General features: G+C 63.9%; 16 protein-coding genes. 4 read left to right on the top strand and 12 right to left on the bottom strand.

Translation table 11 applies throughout. The annotated features are described in order from the left end of the window. Positions 1-3: 3 nt before the first annotated feature. Together LOZ77_RS09795 and LOZ77_RS09800 are read right to left on the bottom strand one after the other, a co-directional pair. The gene (locus LOZ77_RS09795; RefSeq protein WP_230278996.1) at positions 4-927 is read right to left on the bottom strand and encodes a nitronate monooxygenase family protein; all 924 of its coding nucleotides are present in this window, start codon (positions 925-927) and stop codon (positions 4-6) included. Positions 928-972: 45 nt separating this feature from the next. Then, positions 973-1,608: a CPBP family intramembrane glutamic endopeptidase gene (locus tag LOZ77_RS09800; protein ID WP_230278997.1), complete on the bottom strand. Its 636-nt coding sequence runs from the start codon at positions 1,606-1,608 to the stop codon at positions 973-975. Between the two features lie 305 nt (positions 1,609-1,913). Between LOZ77_RS09800 and LOZ77_RS09805 the strand changes: the two genes are divergently transcribed. Together LOZ77_RS09805 and LOZ77_RS09810 are read left to right on the top strand one after the other, a co-directional pair. Then, positions 1,914-2,522, top strand: a complete 609-nt coding sequence (locus LOZ77_RS09805; protein WP_230278998.1) for a hypothetical protein — start codon at positions 1,914-1,916, stop codon at positions 2,520-2,522. A gap of 137 nt (positions 2,523-2,659) precedes the next feature. After that, a complete protein-coding gene (locus tag LOZ77_RS09810) occupies positions 2,660-2,980 on the top strand; it encodes a multidrug efflux SMR transporter (RefSeq protein WP_230278999.1) in 321 nt (106 codons plus the stop codon). A gap of 59 nt (positions 2,981-3,039) precedes the next feature. On the opposite strand, the gene LOZ77_RS09815 is transcribed toward LOZ77_RS09810, so the two are convergent. Further along, positions 3,040-4,248 (bottom strand): type III PLP-dependent enzyme, encoded by a 1,209-nt coding sequence (locus tag LOZ77_RS09815; RefSeq protein ID WP_230279000.1) that lies wholly within the window; start codon positions 4,246-4,248, stop codon positions 3,040-3,042. A gap of 210 nt (positions 4,249-4,458) precedes the next feature. Beyond that, on the bottom strand, positions 4,459-5,013 hold the full coding sequence (locus tag LOZ77_RS09820; RefSeq protein WP_230279001.1) for a LemA family protein: 555 nt from the start codon (positions 5,011-5,013) through the stop codon (positions 4,459-4,461). A 142-nt stretch (positions 5,014-5,155) separates the two neighbouring features. On the opposite strand from LOZ77_RS09820, the gene LOZ77_RS09825 reads away from it, so the two are divergent. Next, positions 5,156-6,106: a DUF3137 domain-containing protein gene (locus LOZ77_RS09825; protein ID WP_230279002.1), complete on the top strand. Its 951-nt coding sequence runs from the start codon at positions 5,156-5,158 to the stop codon at positions 6,104-6,106. Between the two features lie 33 nt (positions 6,107-6,139). Here LOZ77_RS09825 and LOZ77_RS09830 read toward each other — a convergent pair whose 3' ends face one another. The 5 genes from LOZ77_RS09830 to LOZ77_RS09850 all read right to left on the bottom strand — a co-directional run bounded on the left by LOZ77_RS09830 (position 6,140) and on the right by LOZ77_RS09850 (position 11,100). Next, positions 6,140-7,033 (bottom strand): helix-turn-helix transcriptional regulator, encoded by an 894-nt coding sequence (locus LOZ77_RS09830; RefSeq protein WP_230279003.1) that lies wholly within the window; start codon positions 7,031-7,033, stop codon positions 6,140-6,142. A 424-nt stretch (positions 7,034-7,457) separates the two neighbouring features. After that, positions 7,458-8,630, bottom strand: a complete 1,173-nt coding sequence (locus LOZ77_RS09835) for a carboxynorspermidine decarboxylase (RefSeq protein WP_230279004.1) — start codon at positions 8,628-8,630, stop codon at positions 7,458-7,460. A 28-nt stretch (positions 8,631-8,658) separates the two neighbouring features. After that, positions 8,659-9,042, bottom strand: coding sequence for a hypothetical protein (locus LOZ77_RS09840; RefSeq protein ID WP_230279005.1), 384 nt, complete (start codon positions 9,040-9,042; stop codon positions 8,659-8,661). 31 nt (positions 9,043-9,073) lie between these two features. After that, positions 9,074-9,859: an alpha/beta fold hydrolase gene (locus LOZ77_RS09845; protein WP_230279006.1), complete on the bottom strand. Its 786-nt coding sequence runs from the start codon at positions 9,857-9,859 to the stop codon at positions 9,074-9,076. A 14-nt stretch (positions 9,860-9,873) separates the two neighbouring features. Continuing rightward, on the bottom strand, positions 9,874-11,100 hold the full coding sequence (locus LOZ77_RS09850) for a saccharopine dehydrogenase family protein (protein ID WP_230279007.1): 1,227 nt from the start codon (positions 11,098-11,100) through the stop codon (positions 9,874-9,876). Positions 11,101-11,283: 183 nt separating this feature from the next. Here LOZ77_RS09850 and LOZ77_RS09855 point away from each other — a divergent pair, with 183 nt between their 5' ends. After that, complete coding sequence (locus tag LOZ77_RS09855) at positions 11,284-11,715, top strand: MAPEG family protein (protein ID WP_230279008.1); 432 nt, start codon at positions 11,284-11,286, stop codon at positions 11,713-11,715. On the opposite strand, the gene LOZ77_RS09860 is transcribed toward LOZ77_RS09855, so the two are convergent. The 3 genes from LOZ77_RS09860 to ilvD are packed head-to-tail and all read right to left on the bottom strand — an operon-like array spanning position 11,712 to position 16,217. Continuing rightward, positions 11,712-12,923: a class I SAM-dependent RNA methyltransferase gene (locus LOZ77_RS09860; protein ID WP_230279009.1), complete on the bottom strand. Its 1,212-nt coding sequence runs from the start codon at positions 12,921-12,923 to the stop codon at positions 11,712-11,714. The two genes, LOZ77_RS09855 and LOZ77_RS09860, sit on opposite strands and share 4 nt — an antisense overlap. After that, positions 12,920-14,347, bottom strand: a complete 1,428-nt coding sequence (locus LOZ77_RS09865; RefSeq protein ID WP_230279010.1) for an NAD(P)H-hydrate dehydratase — start codon at positions 14,345-14,347, stop codon at positions 12,920-12,922. Before LOZ77_RS09865 ends, LOZ77_RS09860 begins: the two co-directional genes overlap by 4 nt. A gap of 13 nt (positions 14,348-14,360) precedes the next feature. Then, the gene (gene ilvD, locus LOZ77_RS09870; RefSeq protein ID WP_230279011.1) at positions 14,361-16,217 is read right to left on the bottom strand and encodes a dihydroxy-acid dehydratase; all 1,857 of its coding nucleotides are present in this window, start codon (positions 16,215-16,217) and stop codon (positions 14,361-14,363) included. Between the last annotated feature and the right edge of the window lie 34 nt (positions 16,218-16,251).

The following is a 16,251-nucleotide window of genomic DNA, read 5'->3' on the forward strand; positions in this document are numbered from 1 at the left end:
GCTTTATCCAAGCAGGCGGGCCCTTGCTTCGGCATATTCGCGTTTGAACCGCGCGATCCGGTCTGCTGCGGGGACGACCGCATCGACCGCGCCGATGCCCTGCCCGCTGCCCCAGATGTCCTTCCATGCCTTGCTGCCGCCGAAATCCATCGCGCTGGGGTCCGAAGTCGCCAGATTGTCGGGGTCCATCCCCGCCCGCTCGATCGAACCGCGCAGGTAATTGCCGTGTATGCCGGTGAACAGGTTGGAATAGACGATATCGCCCGCCGCGCTGTCGACGATCATTTGCTTGTATTCGGGCACCGCCACAGCCTCTTCGGTGGCGATGAACGCGCTGCCGATATAGCCGGCATCGGCGCCCATCGCCTGCGCCGCCAGTATCGACTGGCCATTGGCGATCGCACCTGACAGGGCGAGCGGTCCGTCGAACCATTCGCGGATTTCGGACACCAGCGCGAATGGCGAAATCGTGCCCGCATGCCCGCCCGCGCCCGCCGCCACCGCGATCAGCCCGTCGGCACCCTTTTCGATGGCCTTTTTCGCAAAGGCATTTGTGGTGATGTCATGCAGCACCAGCCCGCCATAGGAATGGATCGCCGCATTCACTTCCTCGCGCGCGCCCAGCGAACAGATCACCACGGGAACCTTATACTTCACGCATAAGGCCAGATCGGTTTCCAGCCGCGGATTGCTGCGATGGACGATCAGATTGACCGCGAATGGCGCATCGTCATCGGTCAGTTCGCTGTTCAGCCGTTGCAACCATTCCTCGAACACGCCGTCGGGGCGGGCATTCAGCGACGGAAACGAACCCACGATCCCGCTGCGGCATTGCGCCAGCACCAGTTCGGGCTGCGACACGATGAACATGGGCGCCGCGATGGCGGGCAATTGCAGGCGGTTCTTCAGCCAGTCGGGCAGGCTCATACTCGGTCAAACTCCCATCACTTGTGACGGGCGTTAGCATCGCGATCAGGCCAGGAACAGGGCGACAGAACCGATAAGGTTGAAAGTCATATGCGCTGCCACCGCAGGCAAGAGCCGCCGCCCGCAAATCTGGTAGAGCGCCCCCAGCACCAGCCCGATCAGCCCCGTCACCACCGCGCCCGAGGGGCCATAGCTGTGCGATGCGCCGAATGCGGCGGCGGAGATCAGGACCAACAGCGGCACCGCGCCCTTGCCAAAGATCTTCGCGCCCCAGCCGATCACGAAACCGCGATACAGCACTTCCTCTGCCGCTGCGCTGGCAAGGGCGATCACCAGCGTCACCGCGAACACGGCGACATTGCCCGCCACCGCATCCAGCGCGCCGGTATCGACGCCCTTGCCCAGCAGCCCTTCGACCAGCGGGCGGATCACCTCGGCAATCCCTACCGCAAGTGCACCGCCGACCAGAATGCCCAGCAGCACCGACATCCAGCCTTTCTTCCAGACCATCGCCAGTGTCGCCTGTCGCGACGATTTCATCACCGCCAGCACCGCCACCATGATCGCCAGCGAGAACAGGAAACCCAAAGTCGGAATCAGGATCGCGGGCACCAGCGCGCCAAGGCACAGCAGGGCGGGAATCCACTGGCGGGCGGGCAGCGATGCGGCAGAACTTGTCATGCGCAGGCGATAGCGCGGGTTTGGCTAATGCTTCGTTAGCAGGTCGGATTGCCGGTAATAAGGGCCTGCGGACAATGGCTTGGGCAAGGTCAGCAATGAAAAATGCCTAACTCGATTGAAACGACGCATTCGATCTATAGACTGGTATCAGTGATCATCGGGCGGGGGACAGTTCAGATCACAGCAAAAACGGGGGACGATCGATGAATATCGCATTACGATGCGCCATGATTGCTTTGGCGTCTGGCGCCGTTTTCTTGTCAGGCGGCAGCGCCCGTGCGCAGACAATTGCCATTCCGGGCGACATGTGCGGCAAAGCCGCCGCCAACAGCGCCGAACCGCTGGCGGGAAAATGGCTGGCGGTCAATCGCGATGGCGGCGGCGCGGTAGGGCCATTCGGCTTTGCGCTGAAAAGCAGGCCGACCGAAAACCTGACCCTGCTGCACCCCAGCGGCGGCATATTGACCTTTACCGGCAAGAACGATCTGGGCGACCAGCGGCTGGACATGCAGCCGCTTCCCGTGGCCGAGACCTTGCCCGACGAGTTTGACGTGCAGCTGGAATCGGGCCGGATCGAAACGGTGGATGTCAGCGCGCTGCTGCCCTGCGCGTGGAGCGAGATGCCGGGATACAAGGGTCATATCGATTATCCCCTGCAAGGTCAGGGAGAGATGCGAATGACCGTGATGTTCAACTTCCCCAGCCAGAACGCAGGCTTTGGCCTGTTGCATTTCACCGGCAATATGATGGGCAATCCGATCGATGTGTGGCGCTATGTCACGCTGACGCGCAAGAACAGCAAGGGGATGACACTGGGTTGCAACCCGCTGCAGCCGGTGTGCCGCAAGGCCATCGCCTGTCAGGAGGACGAGGACGGCAACAAGCGCGAGCCGGAAATCTGCGACGCGCCCTGACGCGGACGGCGCGCCATCGAAGCGCCATTGAAAGGGGCGCTTGCCTGTCCTAGATCGGGCCTGCGGCGACCACGTTCCCGCCCTGCCTTCAGGGGATCAAGACCGGGACGGCCCGGCAGCTGACGAAAGGCTGCTGCATGGCGTGGGTAATCCTGATTCTGGCCGGACTGTTCGAAGTGGTCTGGGCCTTTTCGATGAAACTGTCCGAGGGCTTTACGCGGCCCGGTCCGTCGTTGGTGACACTGGGCGCGATGGCGGCCAGCTTTATGCTGCTGGCAACCGCCATGCGCAGCCTGCCCCTTGGCACGGCCTATATGGTGTGGACGGGTATTGGTGCGATCGGTGCATTCGTGCTGGGCATCGCGATGCTGGGCGAAGCGGCCAATCCGCTGCGGATCGTCGCCGCCTTGCTGATCGCAGTCGGGATGGTGCTGATGAAGCTGGCGACGCCGAACTAGCGTGAAAAGGGCGGGTACCGCATGCGGTCCCGCCCTTTGATGTTTTATGCCGCCGCCTTTTAACGCAGCGAGATTACATTATCCGAAACGCGCGGATCGGCGCGGTCGCCGCGATACAGGCTGCTCATCGGCTCGTCCGACACGGTTTCGACCGGTCCGTCGCCAAAGCCGTTGAAGCCGGTGCGCATCGCTGCGCCATAGGCGCCCAGCATGCCCACTTCGATATAGTCGCCGGCGCGCATGTCGGCAGGCAGCGGGAACGGGCCTTCCATGTAATCGGCATCGTCGCAGGTCGGGCCATAGAACGCGAAATCGGCCGTTTCGGCGTCGTTCTCGGGCCCGGCCACGCGGCGGACGGGGAAGCGCCAGCCGATATGCGCCGCATCGAACAGCGCGCCATAGGCACCGTCATTGATGAACAGCTCGTTCTCACGCCGTTTTTCGACGCGCACGATCATCGAGTTATATTCCGCGCATAATGCACGGCCCGGCTCGCACCACAGTTCCGCGTTATAGGCGATGGGCAGTTCATAGAAATGGCGGTGGATCACCTGAAAGTAATCTTCCAGCGGCGGGGGTTCCATGCCGGGATAGACCGACGGAAATCCGCCGCCCACATCGATCATGTCGATCACGACGCTGGCTTCGGCAATCGCCGCGCGCACGCGTTCCAGACCCTGCACATAGGCAAAGGGCGTCATCGCCTGCGATCCGACGTGAAAACACACGCCCAGCCAGTCCGCCTTTTGCCGGACGGCCTGCAGCAGTCCGGGCGCGTCGATCAGATCGACACCGAACTTGGCCGCCAGCGACAGTTCCGAATATTCGGACGAGACGCGCAGGCGCACGCAGAGGCGCAAATCCTTTGCCTCTACCCCGTCGCGGGTGGTGGCGCGCACGATCTTGTCCAGCTCGTCATGGCTGTCGAGGCTGAAGGTCTTGCAGCCGTGATCGAAATAGGCCTCGGCAATCGCGCGCTCGGTCTTGACCGGATGCATGAAGCAAAGCGTCACATCGGGGCCCAAGGTGCTGCGCACAAGGCGCACTTCGGCGATCGAGGCGACGTCGTAATGCGTCACCCCGCCATCGTTCAGCACGCGCAGCAGATCGGGCGAGGGATTCGCCTTAACCGCATAGAGCACCTTGCCGGGGAATTTCTGGACGAAGAACTGCGCAGCACGCCGCGCAGCATGCGGGCGGTTCAGAATAACCGGTTCGTCCGGCGACAGGGCGCGGGCTACAGCAGTTGCGTCGGGATAGATGGACAATTCAAGGGACCCCCAGAGGTAACATTCAACAAGAGCTGCCTTGCGGTTTGGAAGTCCCCCCTAAATGACTAGGGGCGGGCAGCGAGGGGGCGCATATAAGCACCGGACGGAAAAACGCAAGGTAATTTCACGCGTTCCTGCGGGCCAGAGATAGCGCGACAGGCAGGATTCTGTGTTCGACCAGCGGTTTGAAATGCCGGTTTTTTCCGGTCAGAACCGCACTTCGGGCACTTGGTCCACGGTGCCCACTTCCGAATCGTCCAGCCGGTGGAAATCGGCCTGCCGGAACCCCAGCGCGCCCGCGAACATCACGGCGGGGAAGCTTTCGATACCGGTATTGTACCGCGATACCGCCGCATTCAGCGCGCGGCGGGCGGCGGCGATCTTGTCCTCGATATCGGCAAGCTCACCCTGCAACTGCTGGAAATTGCTGTTCGCTTTCAATTCGGGATAGGCTTCCGACAAGGCGAGCAGGCGGTTGAGCGCCATGGCCAGCTGCTCCTCGTTCCCCGAACTGGGCGCGCCCGATGCGGCGCGGTTGCGCGCAGCGATCACTGCCTCCAGCGTTTCCGATTCGTGGGCGGCATACCCCTTTACCGTGCTGACCAGATTGGGCACCAGATCGTGCCTTTGCCGCAGTTGCGCGTCGATATCGGCCACGCCCTGCCGCACCGACTGGCGCAGCGAAACAAGCCTGTTGTAAATGCCGATCACAAGGATCGCGATCGCAACCACCACGATCAGAACGATAATCCAGCCCGTCATCGACCGCATTTCCCCTTGCGAATCCTTGCCGTTGTGCCCAGCCTAGGCATTGTGTGGCTTCATGGGAAGGGTGCGCCGTCGCGGCGCGCCTTTCCCATCCTGTTTCCCGGCCCGGCCGATAATCCGGGCGTCGGAGTGTGCGATGATCGAATTGCCGCAAGCACAAAGCCTGATGGCCGGCCCGCTGGGTGGCTGGCTGCAACAGCAAAAGGACATGCGCAGCGAGGCGCAGGCCGAATCGCATCGCCGCATGTGGAAGGCCGCCATCGTGCTGGGGCCGGTCCTGATTTTCGCATGGATCGCAATACCCGCTCCCATGCAGTTGAAAGCGGTGGTGACGGGCATGGTCTTTATCGCCGCCACCGCATGGACGCGCCGCCCGATTGCCGAGGCGCGCAAATCGGTGAAGGACGGGATCAACCGCGCCATCGCGCAATCGCTGGGCCTCAGCTTTACGATCGACAGCCTGCCGGGCACCGGTTTCCGCCGCGCCAAGGCGCTCGGCATGGTCCCCCGCCACGACCGCGCCCGTTTCGAGGATCACTGGTCAGGCGAAATCGCGGGCCATCATTTCGAACTGCACGAGGCGAAGCTGGAAGAGAAGCGCGGCAGCGGCAAGAACCGCCGCTGGGTCACCGTGTTCCGCGGCGCGATCATCACCATGCAATATGGCCGCGGCATCCATTCGCGCACGCTGCTGCTGCGCGAGGGAAAACATCGCGGCTTTTTCGGCGGGCGCAAGGATGCGGTGAAGCTGGACGGAGAGCGGTTCGAATCGGTCCCCATCGTCCATCCCGAATTCGAGGATGCGTTCGATGCATGGACCACCGATCCGGTAGAGGCGCGATATCTGATCCACCCGTCCTATGTCGAAAGGCTGCTGGAGATCGAGAACAGTTTTGCCGGCAAGGACATCTGCGCGCTGTTCGACGGGCGCCACGAACGCGGCGATCTGGTGATCGCGGTGAAGACGGGCAATATGTTCGAAAGCGGACACATGAATGCCGCGATGGACGAACAGATGGTCGCCCGGACGATCGAACAATTCGGAACGCTGGCACGGCTGGCCGAAACGATGAACGAGTTTCGCTAGGAAGCCCGTTTCAGCAAATAGCCCGTCGGCCCGTCACCCCATCAACCCGGCTTTGGTCGAACCGCGCGACAATGTGCCCGGCGCGATCATGAAAAGCTGTTTTCCGGCCTTCTGCGCCTCGGGCCCAACGTCGCGATAGAGAAAGGCGCGGCGCTTGTCGTCGTCGATGGGGTCGACGGGCTTCGCCTCTTCCTCGGCCATGCGCTTCATCGTCGCATTATCAGCCTCTCTGTCGCCCGACAGATCGCCCAGACGCTCCAGCACGATCGGCAGCGCGGCGGGTGTGCGATTGGCATCCAGCGCCGAAAGCAGCAGCAGCCCTTCCATCGATTCGGCGCGCGGCAGCGGCACGCCCTTCAGCACGACGATCAGCGGGGTGCGGCCCACCGGATCGAACAGGAAGACATAGAGATTGCCCGACATGGGGAACATCCAGCCGGTAAAGCTCAATCCCGCTCCCTCCATGATGACTTCCATCATGCCGTCGGCCGTGCGGCGGAACAGTCCGTAATCGTGGAACGGCTGATCGGGCATCAGGACCGAGGGGCGCGTGGTGCGCCAGAACCCTTCATAGGCCGGCGCACGCGCCGCCAGATCGCTGCCCGAAGCTTCGACAATGCTGGCAAACGGCCCTTCGGCGCGCATTTCGGGGCCGGTCGGGATGCCCGCGCGCATGGCAACGCCCGCCTTTGCCGCAAGTCCCGCCAGATCCTGATACCAGTCGGCCAGGGTCAGATCGGGGAAATTGTCCTGAAACACTGCCGTCAGCCGTGCCAGATTATGTTCGCCAGGATGGACCGTGCCCTTTACCCAGCGGCCGACCAGCGATTTATCCACCCCCACGCGCTGCGCCAGCGCCACGCGGCTAAGGCTGGATGCCTTGAGCAGCAGGTCCAGCTTTTCGGCAAAGGCGTCGACGCGTTGCATCGGGCGCGTTTGCGCCAATCGGGACCGGAATGCAACCGGGTTGCATCGGCATGCAACGCGATGCACCGCTTGGTGCACCTTCAATTTTGAACGATCGCGGCGCAATAGGATTGCGCGTGATCGGGGGCCAATCGGGGGACTGGCGCCTGCGGGATCATACCCGATGTTCGATTATTTCGAAAATATGACGCAAAGGTCCGTAGGGGGCGATTGCTGCCACGGGTCGCATCGGTCCGTTAGGCCTATCGAGTCCGGCTGGCGGCAATGTTGGCAGATGCGGTGTTACGCCCACCGCATGTGGCCGCGGCGATCATCCGTCCATCGCCATGAGCCATCGATTGTCAAACCTGTGGTCGGGCAATCCGTGCGGGGTTCATCCATGGCCCCACGCGGATTGCCCGAAACCCCCTTCAAACCGCTCCGTTCAGCTCAGCCGGTCGCGGAAATCGCGATAGCCGAAGGTCTTCACCTTTTCGAGCAGGCCGCTTTCCGAATCCCACAGCCAGATCGACGGCAGCGGCACGCCGTTGAACGTGGTGGTCTTCACCATCGAATAATGCGCCTGATCCAGAAAGGCGAAACGCGCGCCGACCTCGGGCTCGACCGGCAGGCCGTAATCGCCGATCACATCACCCGCGAGGCAGGATGGACCGCCCAGCCGGATCGGCTCCACATCGTCGCGTTCCCCCAGCATGGCGGGGCGATAGGGCGCTTCCAGCACATCGGGCATGTGGCATGTGGCCGAGATATCGGTGATGCCCAGCGGCATGCCGTTCCAATGCGTGTCGAGCAGCGTGCCGACCAGAATCCCCGCGTCCAGCGCCACCGCTTCGCCCGGTTCCAGATAGATTTCGCAGCCCGTCGTATCGCGCACATCGATCAGGAACTGCACCAGCTCGTCCCGCTGGTAATCGCTGCGGGTGATATGGTGCCCGCCGCCGAAGTTCAGCCATTTGAGGTCGGGGATGACATATTCGATATGCGGCAGCAGCGCGTCCCACGTGCGCTTCAGCGGTTCCAGATCCTGTTCGCACAGGCTGTGGAAGTGCAGCCCGTCGATGCCTTCCAGATGCTCCTCGGTCAGCTGGTCGACCGGAAAGCCCAGCCGCGAATGCGGGGCGCACGGATCATAGCGCGGCACCTCGCCCTCGGCATGAAGCGGATTGACGCGCAGACCGATGTCGAATGTTTCGCCCCGGTTGCGCGCGGCGTCGATGATATCGGCAAAGCGTTCGCGCTGCATCGGCGTGTTAAAGATCACATGATCGGACAGGCGGCAGATTTCCTCCATGTCCTCTTCCTTATAGGCCGCGCAGAAGGTCGCGATCTCGCCATCGTAATGCTCGCCCGCCAGCATCGCTTCCCACAGGCCCGACGTGCACACGCCGTCGAGATATTCGCCGACCATCGGCGCGACCGACCACATCGAAAATGCCTTGAGCGCGGACAGGACCTTGCAGCCCGAACGGTCGCGGATATCGGCCAGCACGCGCAGGTTCGACCGCAATTTCGCGGCATCGACGACAAAGGCGGGGCTGTCGACAAGGTTCAGGTCGAAATCGGCGAAGGCTCCGGGATCGCCGGCGCGGGTTTCCATCAATCAAACTCCTGCATTGGGCTGTGCGTCAATCGACGCAGATCGCGCGCACGGCCTTGCCATCAACTACTTCGGCATAGCAGCCGAACAGCGCGTCGTCGGCCTGACACGTGCCCACGATCTGGCCATCGGGCCCGTCGTCGGGGGCAGTCACGCATTTGCCGGTGCATTGCTGGTTGTCGCGGCAGGCCTTGCCCGCATCGGGATAGGGATGCACGCACATCAGGGTCTGCGCCCTGCCCCGCCGGTCAAGCGCGCCGCCCTGCGCCTTGCAGCTTTGCGCGTCGGGAAGAACCGGCGACGATATGGCGTCAACCGGCGGTTCAGGACCATCGGCAGGCGCGGAATGGCTGTAACAGCCGGTCAGGGCCAGACTGCATGCCAGTGCGATAGCCGACCACGATAGTTTCATTCCCGCTCCTGCCATGACACCGTCCGGCCCATCATTGCGCATCCAGTTCGGCATGGGCCAGCCAGTCGCTGACCAGCCCCGCAAAACGCGCCGGATCGCTTTCGGGCAAAAGATGGCCCGCCCCTTCCACGACTTCAAGACGGCCCCGCGGCGCAAGACCGGCGAGCGCGCGCGTCGGAATGGCGAATGCCGGGCGGGTTTCGGCGCCCATCGCGGCGATCACCGGAATGTCCAGCGCGCGGACTTCATCCGCCGAAATCTTCACCGGCGGTGCGCCTTTGCCCATCAAAAGCGGCATCATGCGCGCATTATCGAGCGCGATGCGGCGGCGTTCCGGCGCCATATTGGCGATAAAGCCCCGTTTGCCGACCTGATCGAACAGCGCATGGGCCGCGGCTTCCTCCCCGCCTTGCGCCAATGCCTCGCCCACCGGGCCGAAGCATGCTGCGGCGTCGGCGCCAAATTCGGCACGGAGTCCCTCATCCTCGATAAAGCTGGCGAATGCGGGTTCGTACAGCACCAGCGCTGCCACCAGATCGGGGCGGCGTTTGGCCAGCAGCAGCGCGGGATGGCAACTGTATGACCATGCGACCACCACCACGGGGGCGTCCATGGTGGCGTCGATGAATTGCTCCAGATCCTGTGTGTGCCGCTCGGTGCCGAAATCGCTGCCATCGCCCGACCATTTTGCCGTTCCGAAAAAAGACAGCGTGATCGCCCGCGCATCCACGTTCCACGGCAATGCGTCGAGCACCGGCCCCCATGTGCGCGCATCGCCCAGCGCGCCATGGACGAACAGGATCGGCGGTCCCTGCATCAACTCCGCTCCGATCAGAAGGGCAGCGGCCCGTCCAGCTCCTCGACCGTCCACGGCAGGCCGTGTTCATTCAGCATGTCCATAAAGGGATCGGGATCGAACTGTTCCATGTTGAACACGCCATCTCCCTTCCATTTGCCGGTCAGGATCATGGCGGCACCGATCATCGCCGGAACGCCGGTGGTATAGGACACGGCCTGGTTACCGGTTTCGGCATAGGCATCCTCGTGATCGCAGATGTTCCTGATATAGAACGTCTTCTCGCCGCTACCGTCCAGCGCCTCGCCCGTGGCGATATCGCCGATATTGGTCTTGCCCTTGGTCGTCTCGCCCAGGCTGGACGGTTCGGGCAGCACGGCTTTCAGGAATTGCAGCGGGATAATTTCCTGCCCGTTGTACATCACCGGATCGATGCGCGTCATGCCCACGTTCTGCAGCACGGTCAGGTGCTTGATATACTCGTCGCCGAACGTCATCCAGAACCGCGCGCGCTCCATCTCGGGCACGAAGCGGGCGAGGCTTTCCAGCTCCTCGTGGTACATCATATACATGTTCTTGGGGCCGACTTCTTCAAAGTCGAACTGCTGCTTCACGCCCATCGCTGGGGTTTCGACGAACTCGCCGTTCTCCCCCGGCCGCTTCTCCCAATGCCGGGCGGGCGCGGTCACTTCGCGGATATTGATTTCGGGATTGAAATTGGTGGCAAAGGCCTGCCCGTGATCGCCGCCATTGCAGTCGAGGATGTCGAGCAGGCGGATGGTCTTCAGCTTGTGTTTCTTGAGCCACATGGCGAACACGCTGGTCACGCCCGGATCGAAACCGCTGCCCAGCAGCGCCATCAGCCCCGCGTCCTTGAACCTGTCCTGATAGGCCCACTGCCAGTGATATTCGAACTTCGCGACGTCCTTGGGTTCGTAATTTGCGGTGTCCATGTAATGCACGCCCGCGTTCAGACAGGCATCCATGATCGACAGATCCTGATAGGGCAGCGCGAGATTCACGACCAGATCGGGCTTCACCTGTTCGATCAGCGCGGTGGTGGCCGCCACATCGTCCGCGTCGATCGCGTGGGTGGGGACGATCACGCCGGTCCGTTCCTTGACGCTGGCGGCGATGGCATCGCATTTGGAAACGGTGCGGCTGGCCAGCACGATCTCGCTGAAAATATCCGCGTTCATGGCCATCTTGTGTACCGCGACCGAACCGACACCGCCCGCGCCGATCACCAGAACCTTGCCCACAACGCATCTCCTTGACTTCGCGGCCCGCGCCGCGGCGGACCAGTACCAGTTGAGTGCGCCGATATAGACCCGCAACGGTGACACGCAAGCGACAGCAGCGCCCCCGCGAAGCCGAATGCAAAGCTTTTGACACCGCGATCAGCGGGCGGCAGTCTCTGGCGCGGCGCGATATTGGGGGAAACCATGGCCGATACAGCAATTCTGGTTCCGGCAGCCGTGCTGCTGGTGTGGACCATGGTGATGTTCGTCTGGATGCTGGTGCATCGAAGCATGCTGTTCCGCCAGCATGGCATCAGGCTGGACAAGATGCCCCCCGGCGCGATCGGGCGCGATATCCCGCGCACCGCGCCCGATGCCAAGGACTGGGTGGCGCAGAATTACAACCATCTGATGGAACAGCCGACGGCGTTCTATGCTGCCTGCGTGATCCTGTCGCTGGGCGGCGCGACGGCATATGATGCGGGGCTGGCGTGGTTCTATGTCGTGATCCGCATCGCCCATTCGATCTGGCAGGCGCGGGTCAATGTCATCACCATCCGTGCGGCGCTGTTCGTGGTGTCCAGCCTTGCGCTGGCGCTATTGTCGGTCCGCGCATTGCTGTCGGTGCTGGGTTAATCCCTGACAAACAGGCTGGCCAACTCCACGTGCGTCGACCAGCGGAACTGTCCCACGGGGCGCAGTTTCGCCAGCCGGTAGCCGCCCGCGACCAGCGCCGCGGCATCCTTGGCCCAGCTCGACGGGTTGCAACTGATATAGCAGATGCGCCCCACCGCGCTTTCGGCCAGCCGCCCAACCTGTTCCTTTGCCCCCGCACGCGGCGGATCGAGCAGTACCGCATCGAACCGCGCCAGCTCGTCCGCCTGAAGCGGATTGCGGAACAGGTCGCGGTGCATGGCAAAGACCTGCCGCTGCGAAATGCCTGCCGCCGCCTTGCACGACAGATGCGCGTCGCGCGCAGCCTCTGCCGCCAGCACTTTCGCTCCGCCTGCCGACAGCGCAAAGGCAAAGGTGCCCAGCCCCGCGAACAGATCGGCAGCGTTTTTCGCCCCCGCCAGCCATTCGCTGGCGGCAGCGACCAGCGCGGCCTCTCCCTCTCTTGTCGGTTGCAGGAAGCTGCCGGGCGGAAGGCCCACGGGCACGCCCGACAGGGTCACGGTGACGGGTTCCGGCTCCCAATGGGTTTCGGGGCCATACCCATCGTTCAGCGTCAGGCGCGCAAGGCCGTTCCCTTGCGCGAAACCGATCATGGCCTCCGTCTCGGCCAGACCTTCGGGCGTATAGCCGCCGATATTGCAGTCGACCCCCTGATCGCACAAGGTCATCTGGATATCGATGGCAAGCCGCTTGCGCCCGAAACCCGCAATCAGCCGGCGCAGCGGCGCGACCATCGCGAAAAGTTCGGGACCCATCACCGCGCATTCGGCCATATCGACGATATTGTGCGAGCGCGCTTCGCGGAAACCGATGCGGACGGACCGACCGCGTGCCTCGGCATGCAGGGTCACGCGGCGACGGCTGGCGGGCGGGGACAGCTCGGCAGGCTCAAGCACATCCGGCGTCAGCCCCTGACCCTCGGCGGCATTGGCGACACGCGCCGTCACGAAATCGCGCCAGCTTTCCTCATCCAGCTGCTGCAACTGGCAGCCGCCGCATTGGGGGAAATGGCGGCAGGCGGGGGCGGCGTGATGCGGGCCGGGGATGATCTTGCCATCGGGTGTGACATCGTCGCCCGGCGCGGTCAGCGCGATAAAGCGCCCGTCTTCGGTCTGGCCATCGCCCTTTGCGGCAATGCGCAGAACCTTGCTGGTTGAATGTGCGGTCATAGGGCCGCGCCCATAGCATCGCGCACCGATTCCGCCAGCATCGCCGCAGTAAAACCGGCACCGGCCTGCCGCGCAGCCTCTTTATGCAGCCAGACTGCCTGTTGCGCGGCGCGGAATGCATCGCCCGTCACCGCCAGCCGCGCCGCGACCAACCCTGCCAGCACATCGCCCGTGCCCGCCACCGACAGCCAGCTCGACGCGCGCGGCGCATAGGCCAGCGCGCCATCGGGCGAAGCGACCAGCGTGTCCGGCCCCTTGGCGATCACCACGGCATTCGCCGCCTTTGCCAGCGCAAGGGCGCGGGCCTGCTTGCCCCCCTCTTCCGGCAATCCGAATGCCTGTTCCAGCCGCGCTAGCTCCCCCTCATGCGGGGTCAGTACCAGCGGGGCCGTGCGGCCCGCGACATTCGCCAGCCGCAACAGCACCAGCGCATCCGCATCCATCACGGCGGGGTGGCCCGATTCCAGCGCGGCCTCCATCCGTTCGCGCGCCTGATGGTCGCGGCCAAGCCCGGGGCCGCACAGCACGGCGGCGATCCGGTCGTCCGACAGGGCCTGCGGCAGGGTCATCATGCCGGGGGACCGCATGACCACCAGATCGGCGGACGCGCTGAACACGCTGTCCTGCGCCAGCATCTTGACATAGCCCGCGCCGCCCAATGCCGCAGAGCGGGAGGCCAGCATCGCCGCCCCCTCCATCGCGCCGCCGACCACGGCGATAAGGCCGCGCGTATATTTATGCGCGTCCGCAGCGGGGGCATGGATCGTGGGCCTGCCGATCAGATGCGCCGCCCCGGGCTCTTGCCCGCATCCGATATCGACCAGCCGCGCCGCGCGCCAATGCTGCATCGCGGGCATCAGGAAATGGGCAGGCTTCCACGCGCCCAGCGCGATGCACAGATCGTAGTGCGGCAAGGCGTCGATCAGCAGCGCCCCGCTGTCGGTCGCAACGCCGCTGGGCAGGTCGATGGCGATACGCTTGCCATGGCGCGCGGCCAGATCGTGCAGCATGTCGCGCAGCATGCCGGTGACTTCGCGGTTCAGGCCGCTACCGAACAGGCAATCGACCAGAACCGCACCCCTCGCTTCCGCCGCATCCACAATGGCACCGCGATAGAGCGCTGCCGCACGCCGCGTCGCATAGGTGGCGGGCGGCAGCGCGGCGACGATCTGCACGGGAAAACCGCGATCGTGCAAAGCCTGCGCGATCACATAGCCGTCGCCGCCATTATTGCCGGGTCCGCACAGCACCGTCACCGGCGCGCCGCTTGCGACACGCCAGACCCATTCCGCCGCTCCGCGCCCCGCCCTTTGCATCAGCGCGTGGACATCGGTGCCCGCATCCATCAGCCTGTGTTCCCCATGCAGCATTTGCGCAGCGGTCAGCACCTGATCGGGTGCGATCGGGTGCGGCTGATGGTGCATGGCGGCCGGCCGGTTAACGGCGGTAAAGCTGGTCGACGTCACGCACCGCGCCGCGCGACGCGCTGGTCGTCATCGCGGCATAGGCGCGCAGGGCTTCGGACACCTTGCGCGGGCGCGGGTGAGCCGGCTTCCACGCCGCATCGCCCTTCGCCTCCATTGCGGTGCGGCGTTTGGCCAGATCGGCATCGCTGATCATCAGATCGATGCTGCGTCCCGGAATGTCGATGGCGATGGTATCGCCCGTTTCGACCAGCCCGATCGCGCCGCCTTCGGCTGCTTCGGGCGACGCATGGCCAATCGATAGCCCGCTGGTGCCGCCCGAAAAACGCCCGTCGGTGATCAGCGCGCAGGCCGCGCCCAGACCCTTCGATTTCAGATAGCTGGTGGGATAGAGCATTTCCTGCATCCCCGGCCCGCCGCGTGGCCCTTCATAGCGGATCACCACGACTTCGCCTGCCTTCACCTCATCGGCCAGAATGCCGACGACGGCGGCTTCCTGGCTTTCGTAAACACGCGCGGGGCCGGTGAATTTCAGAATGCTTTCATCCACGCCCGCCGTTTTCACGATGCAGCCGTCCAGCGCGATATTGCCCGACAGCACCGCCAGCCCGCCATCTTTGGAAAAGGCGTTCTCGGCATTGCGGATCACGCCCGATGTGCGGTTGGTATCCAGCGATTCCCAACGGCGGTTCTGGCTGAAGGCGGTCTGGGTCGGCACGCCGCCCGGCGCCGCGGCATAGAAATTGCGCACGCTGTCCGAATTGGTCTGCGTAATGTCCCAGCGCGCGATCGCCTCGCTCATGCTGCGGCTGTGCACCGTGGGGCATTCGCCATTGATCAGCCCTGCGCGGTCCATCTCGCCAAGGATCGCCATAATGCCGCCCGCGCGGTGGACATCCTCCATGTGCACGTCGGACTTGGCAGGCGCGACTTTCGACAGGCACGGCACCCCGCGCGACAGGCGATCGATATCGGCCATGGTGAAATCGACCTTCGCCTCATGCGCGGCGGCCAGCAGGTGCAGCACCGTATTGGTCGACCCGCCCATCGCGATATCAAGGCTCATCGCGTTTTCGAATGCGGCAAAGCTGGCGATATTGCGCGGCAGGGCGCTTTCGTCGTCCTGCTCGTAATAGCGTTTGCACAGATCGACCACCAGACGGCCGGCTTCGCGGAACAGCGCCTCGCGGTCGGCGTGGGTGGCCAGCATCGACCCGTTGCCGGGCAGCGACAGGCCCAGAGCCTCGGTCAGGCAGTTCATCGAATTGGCGGTGAACATGCCGCTGCACGAACCGCAGGTCGGGCAGGCCGAACGCTCGATCGCGGTCACTTCCTCGTCGGTATAGCTCTCGTCCGCGGCGGCGACCATGGCGTCCACCAGATCGAGCGCATGTTCCTTGCCCTTCAGCACGACCTTGCCGGCCTCCATCGGGCCGCCCGACACGAACACCACCGGCACATTGATCCGCAGCGCCGCCATCAGCATGCCGGGCGTGATCTTGTCGCAATTGGAAATGCACACGATGGCATCGGCGCAATGGGCATTGACCATATATTCGACGCTGTCGGCAATGATGTCGCGGCTGGGCAGCGAATAGAGCATGCCGTCATGCCCCATGGCGATCCCGTCATCGACCGCGATGGTGTTGAATTCCTTGGCCACGCCGCCCGCCGCCTCGATCTCGCGCGCGACAAGCTGGCCCAGATCCTTCAGGTGAACGTGGCCCGGTACGAACTGGGTGAAGCTGTTGGCGATGGCGATGATCGGCTTGCCGAAATCATCGTCCTTCATCCCCGTGGCGCGCCACAGCCCGCGCGCACCCGCCATATTGCGGCCATGGGTAGATGTGCGGGAACGATAGGCAGGCATTGTCAGGGACTCCGGTTCACATAAATTGCGCGAA

Source organism: Croceicoccus sp. Ery15, assembly GCF_020985305.1.
Taxonomy (GTDB): domain Bacteria; phylum Pseudomonadota; class Alphaproteobacteria; order Sphingomonadales; family Sphingomonadaceae; genus Croceicoccus.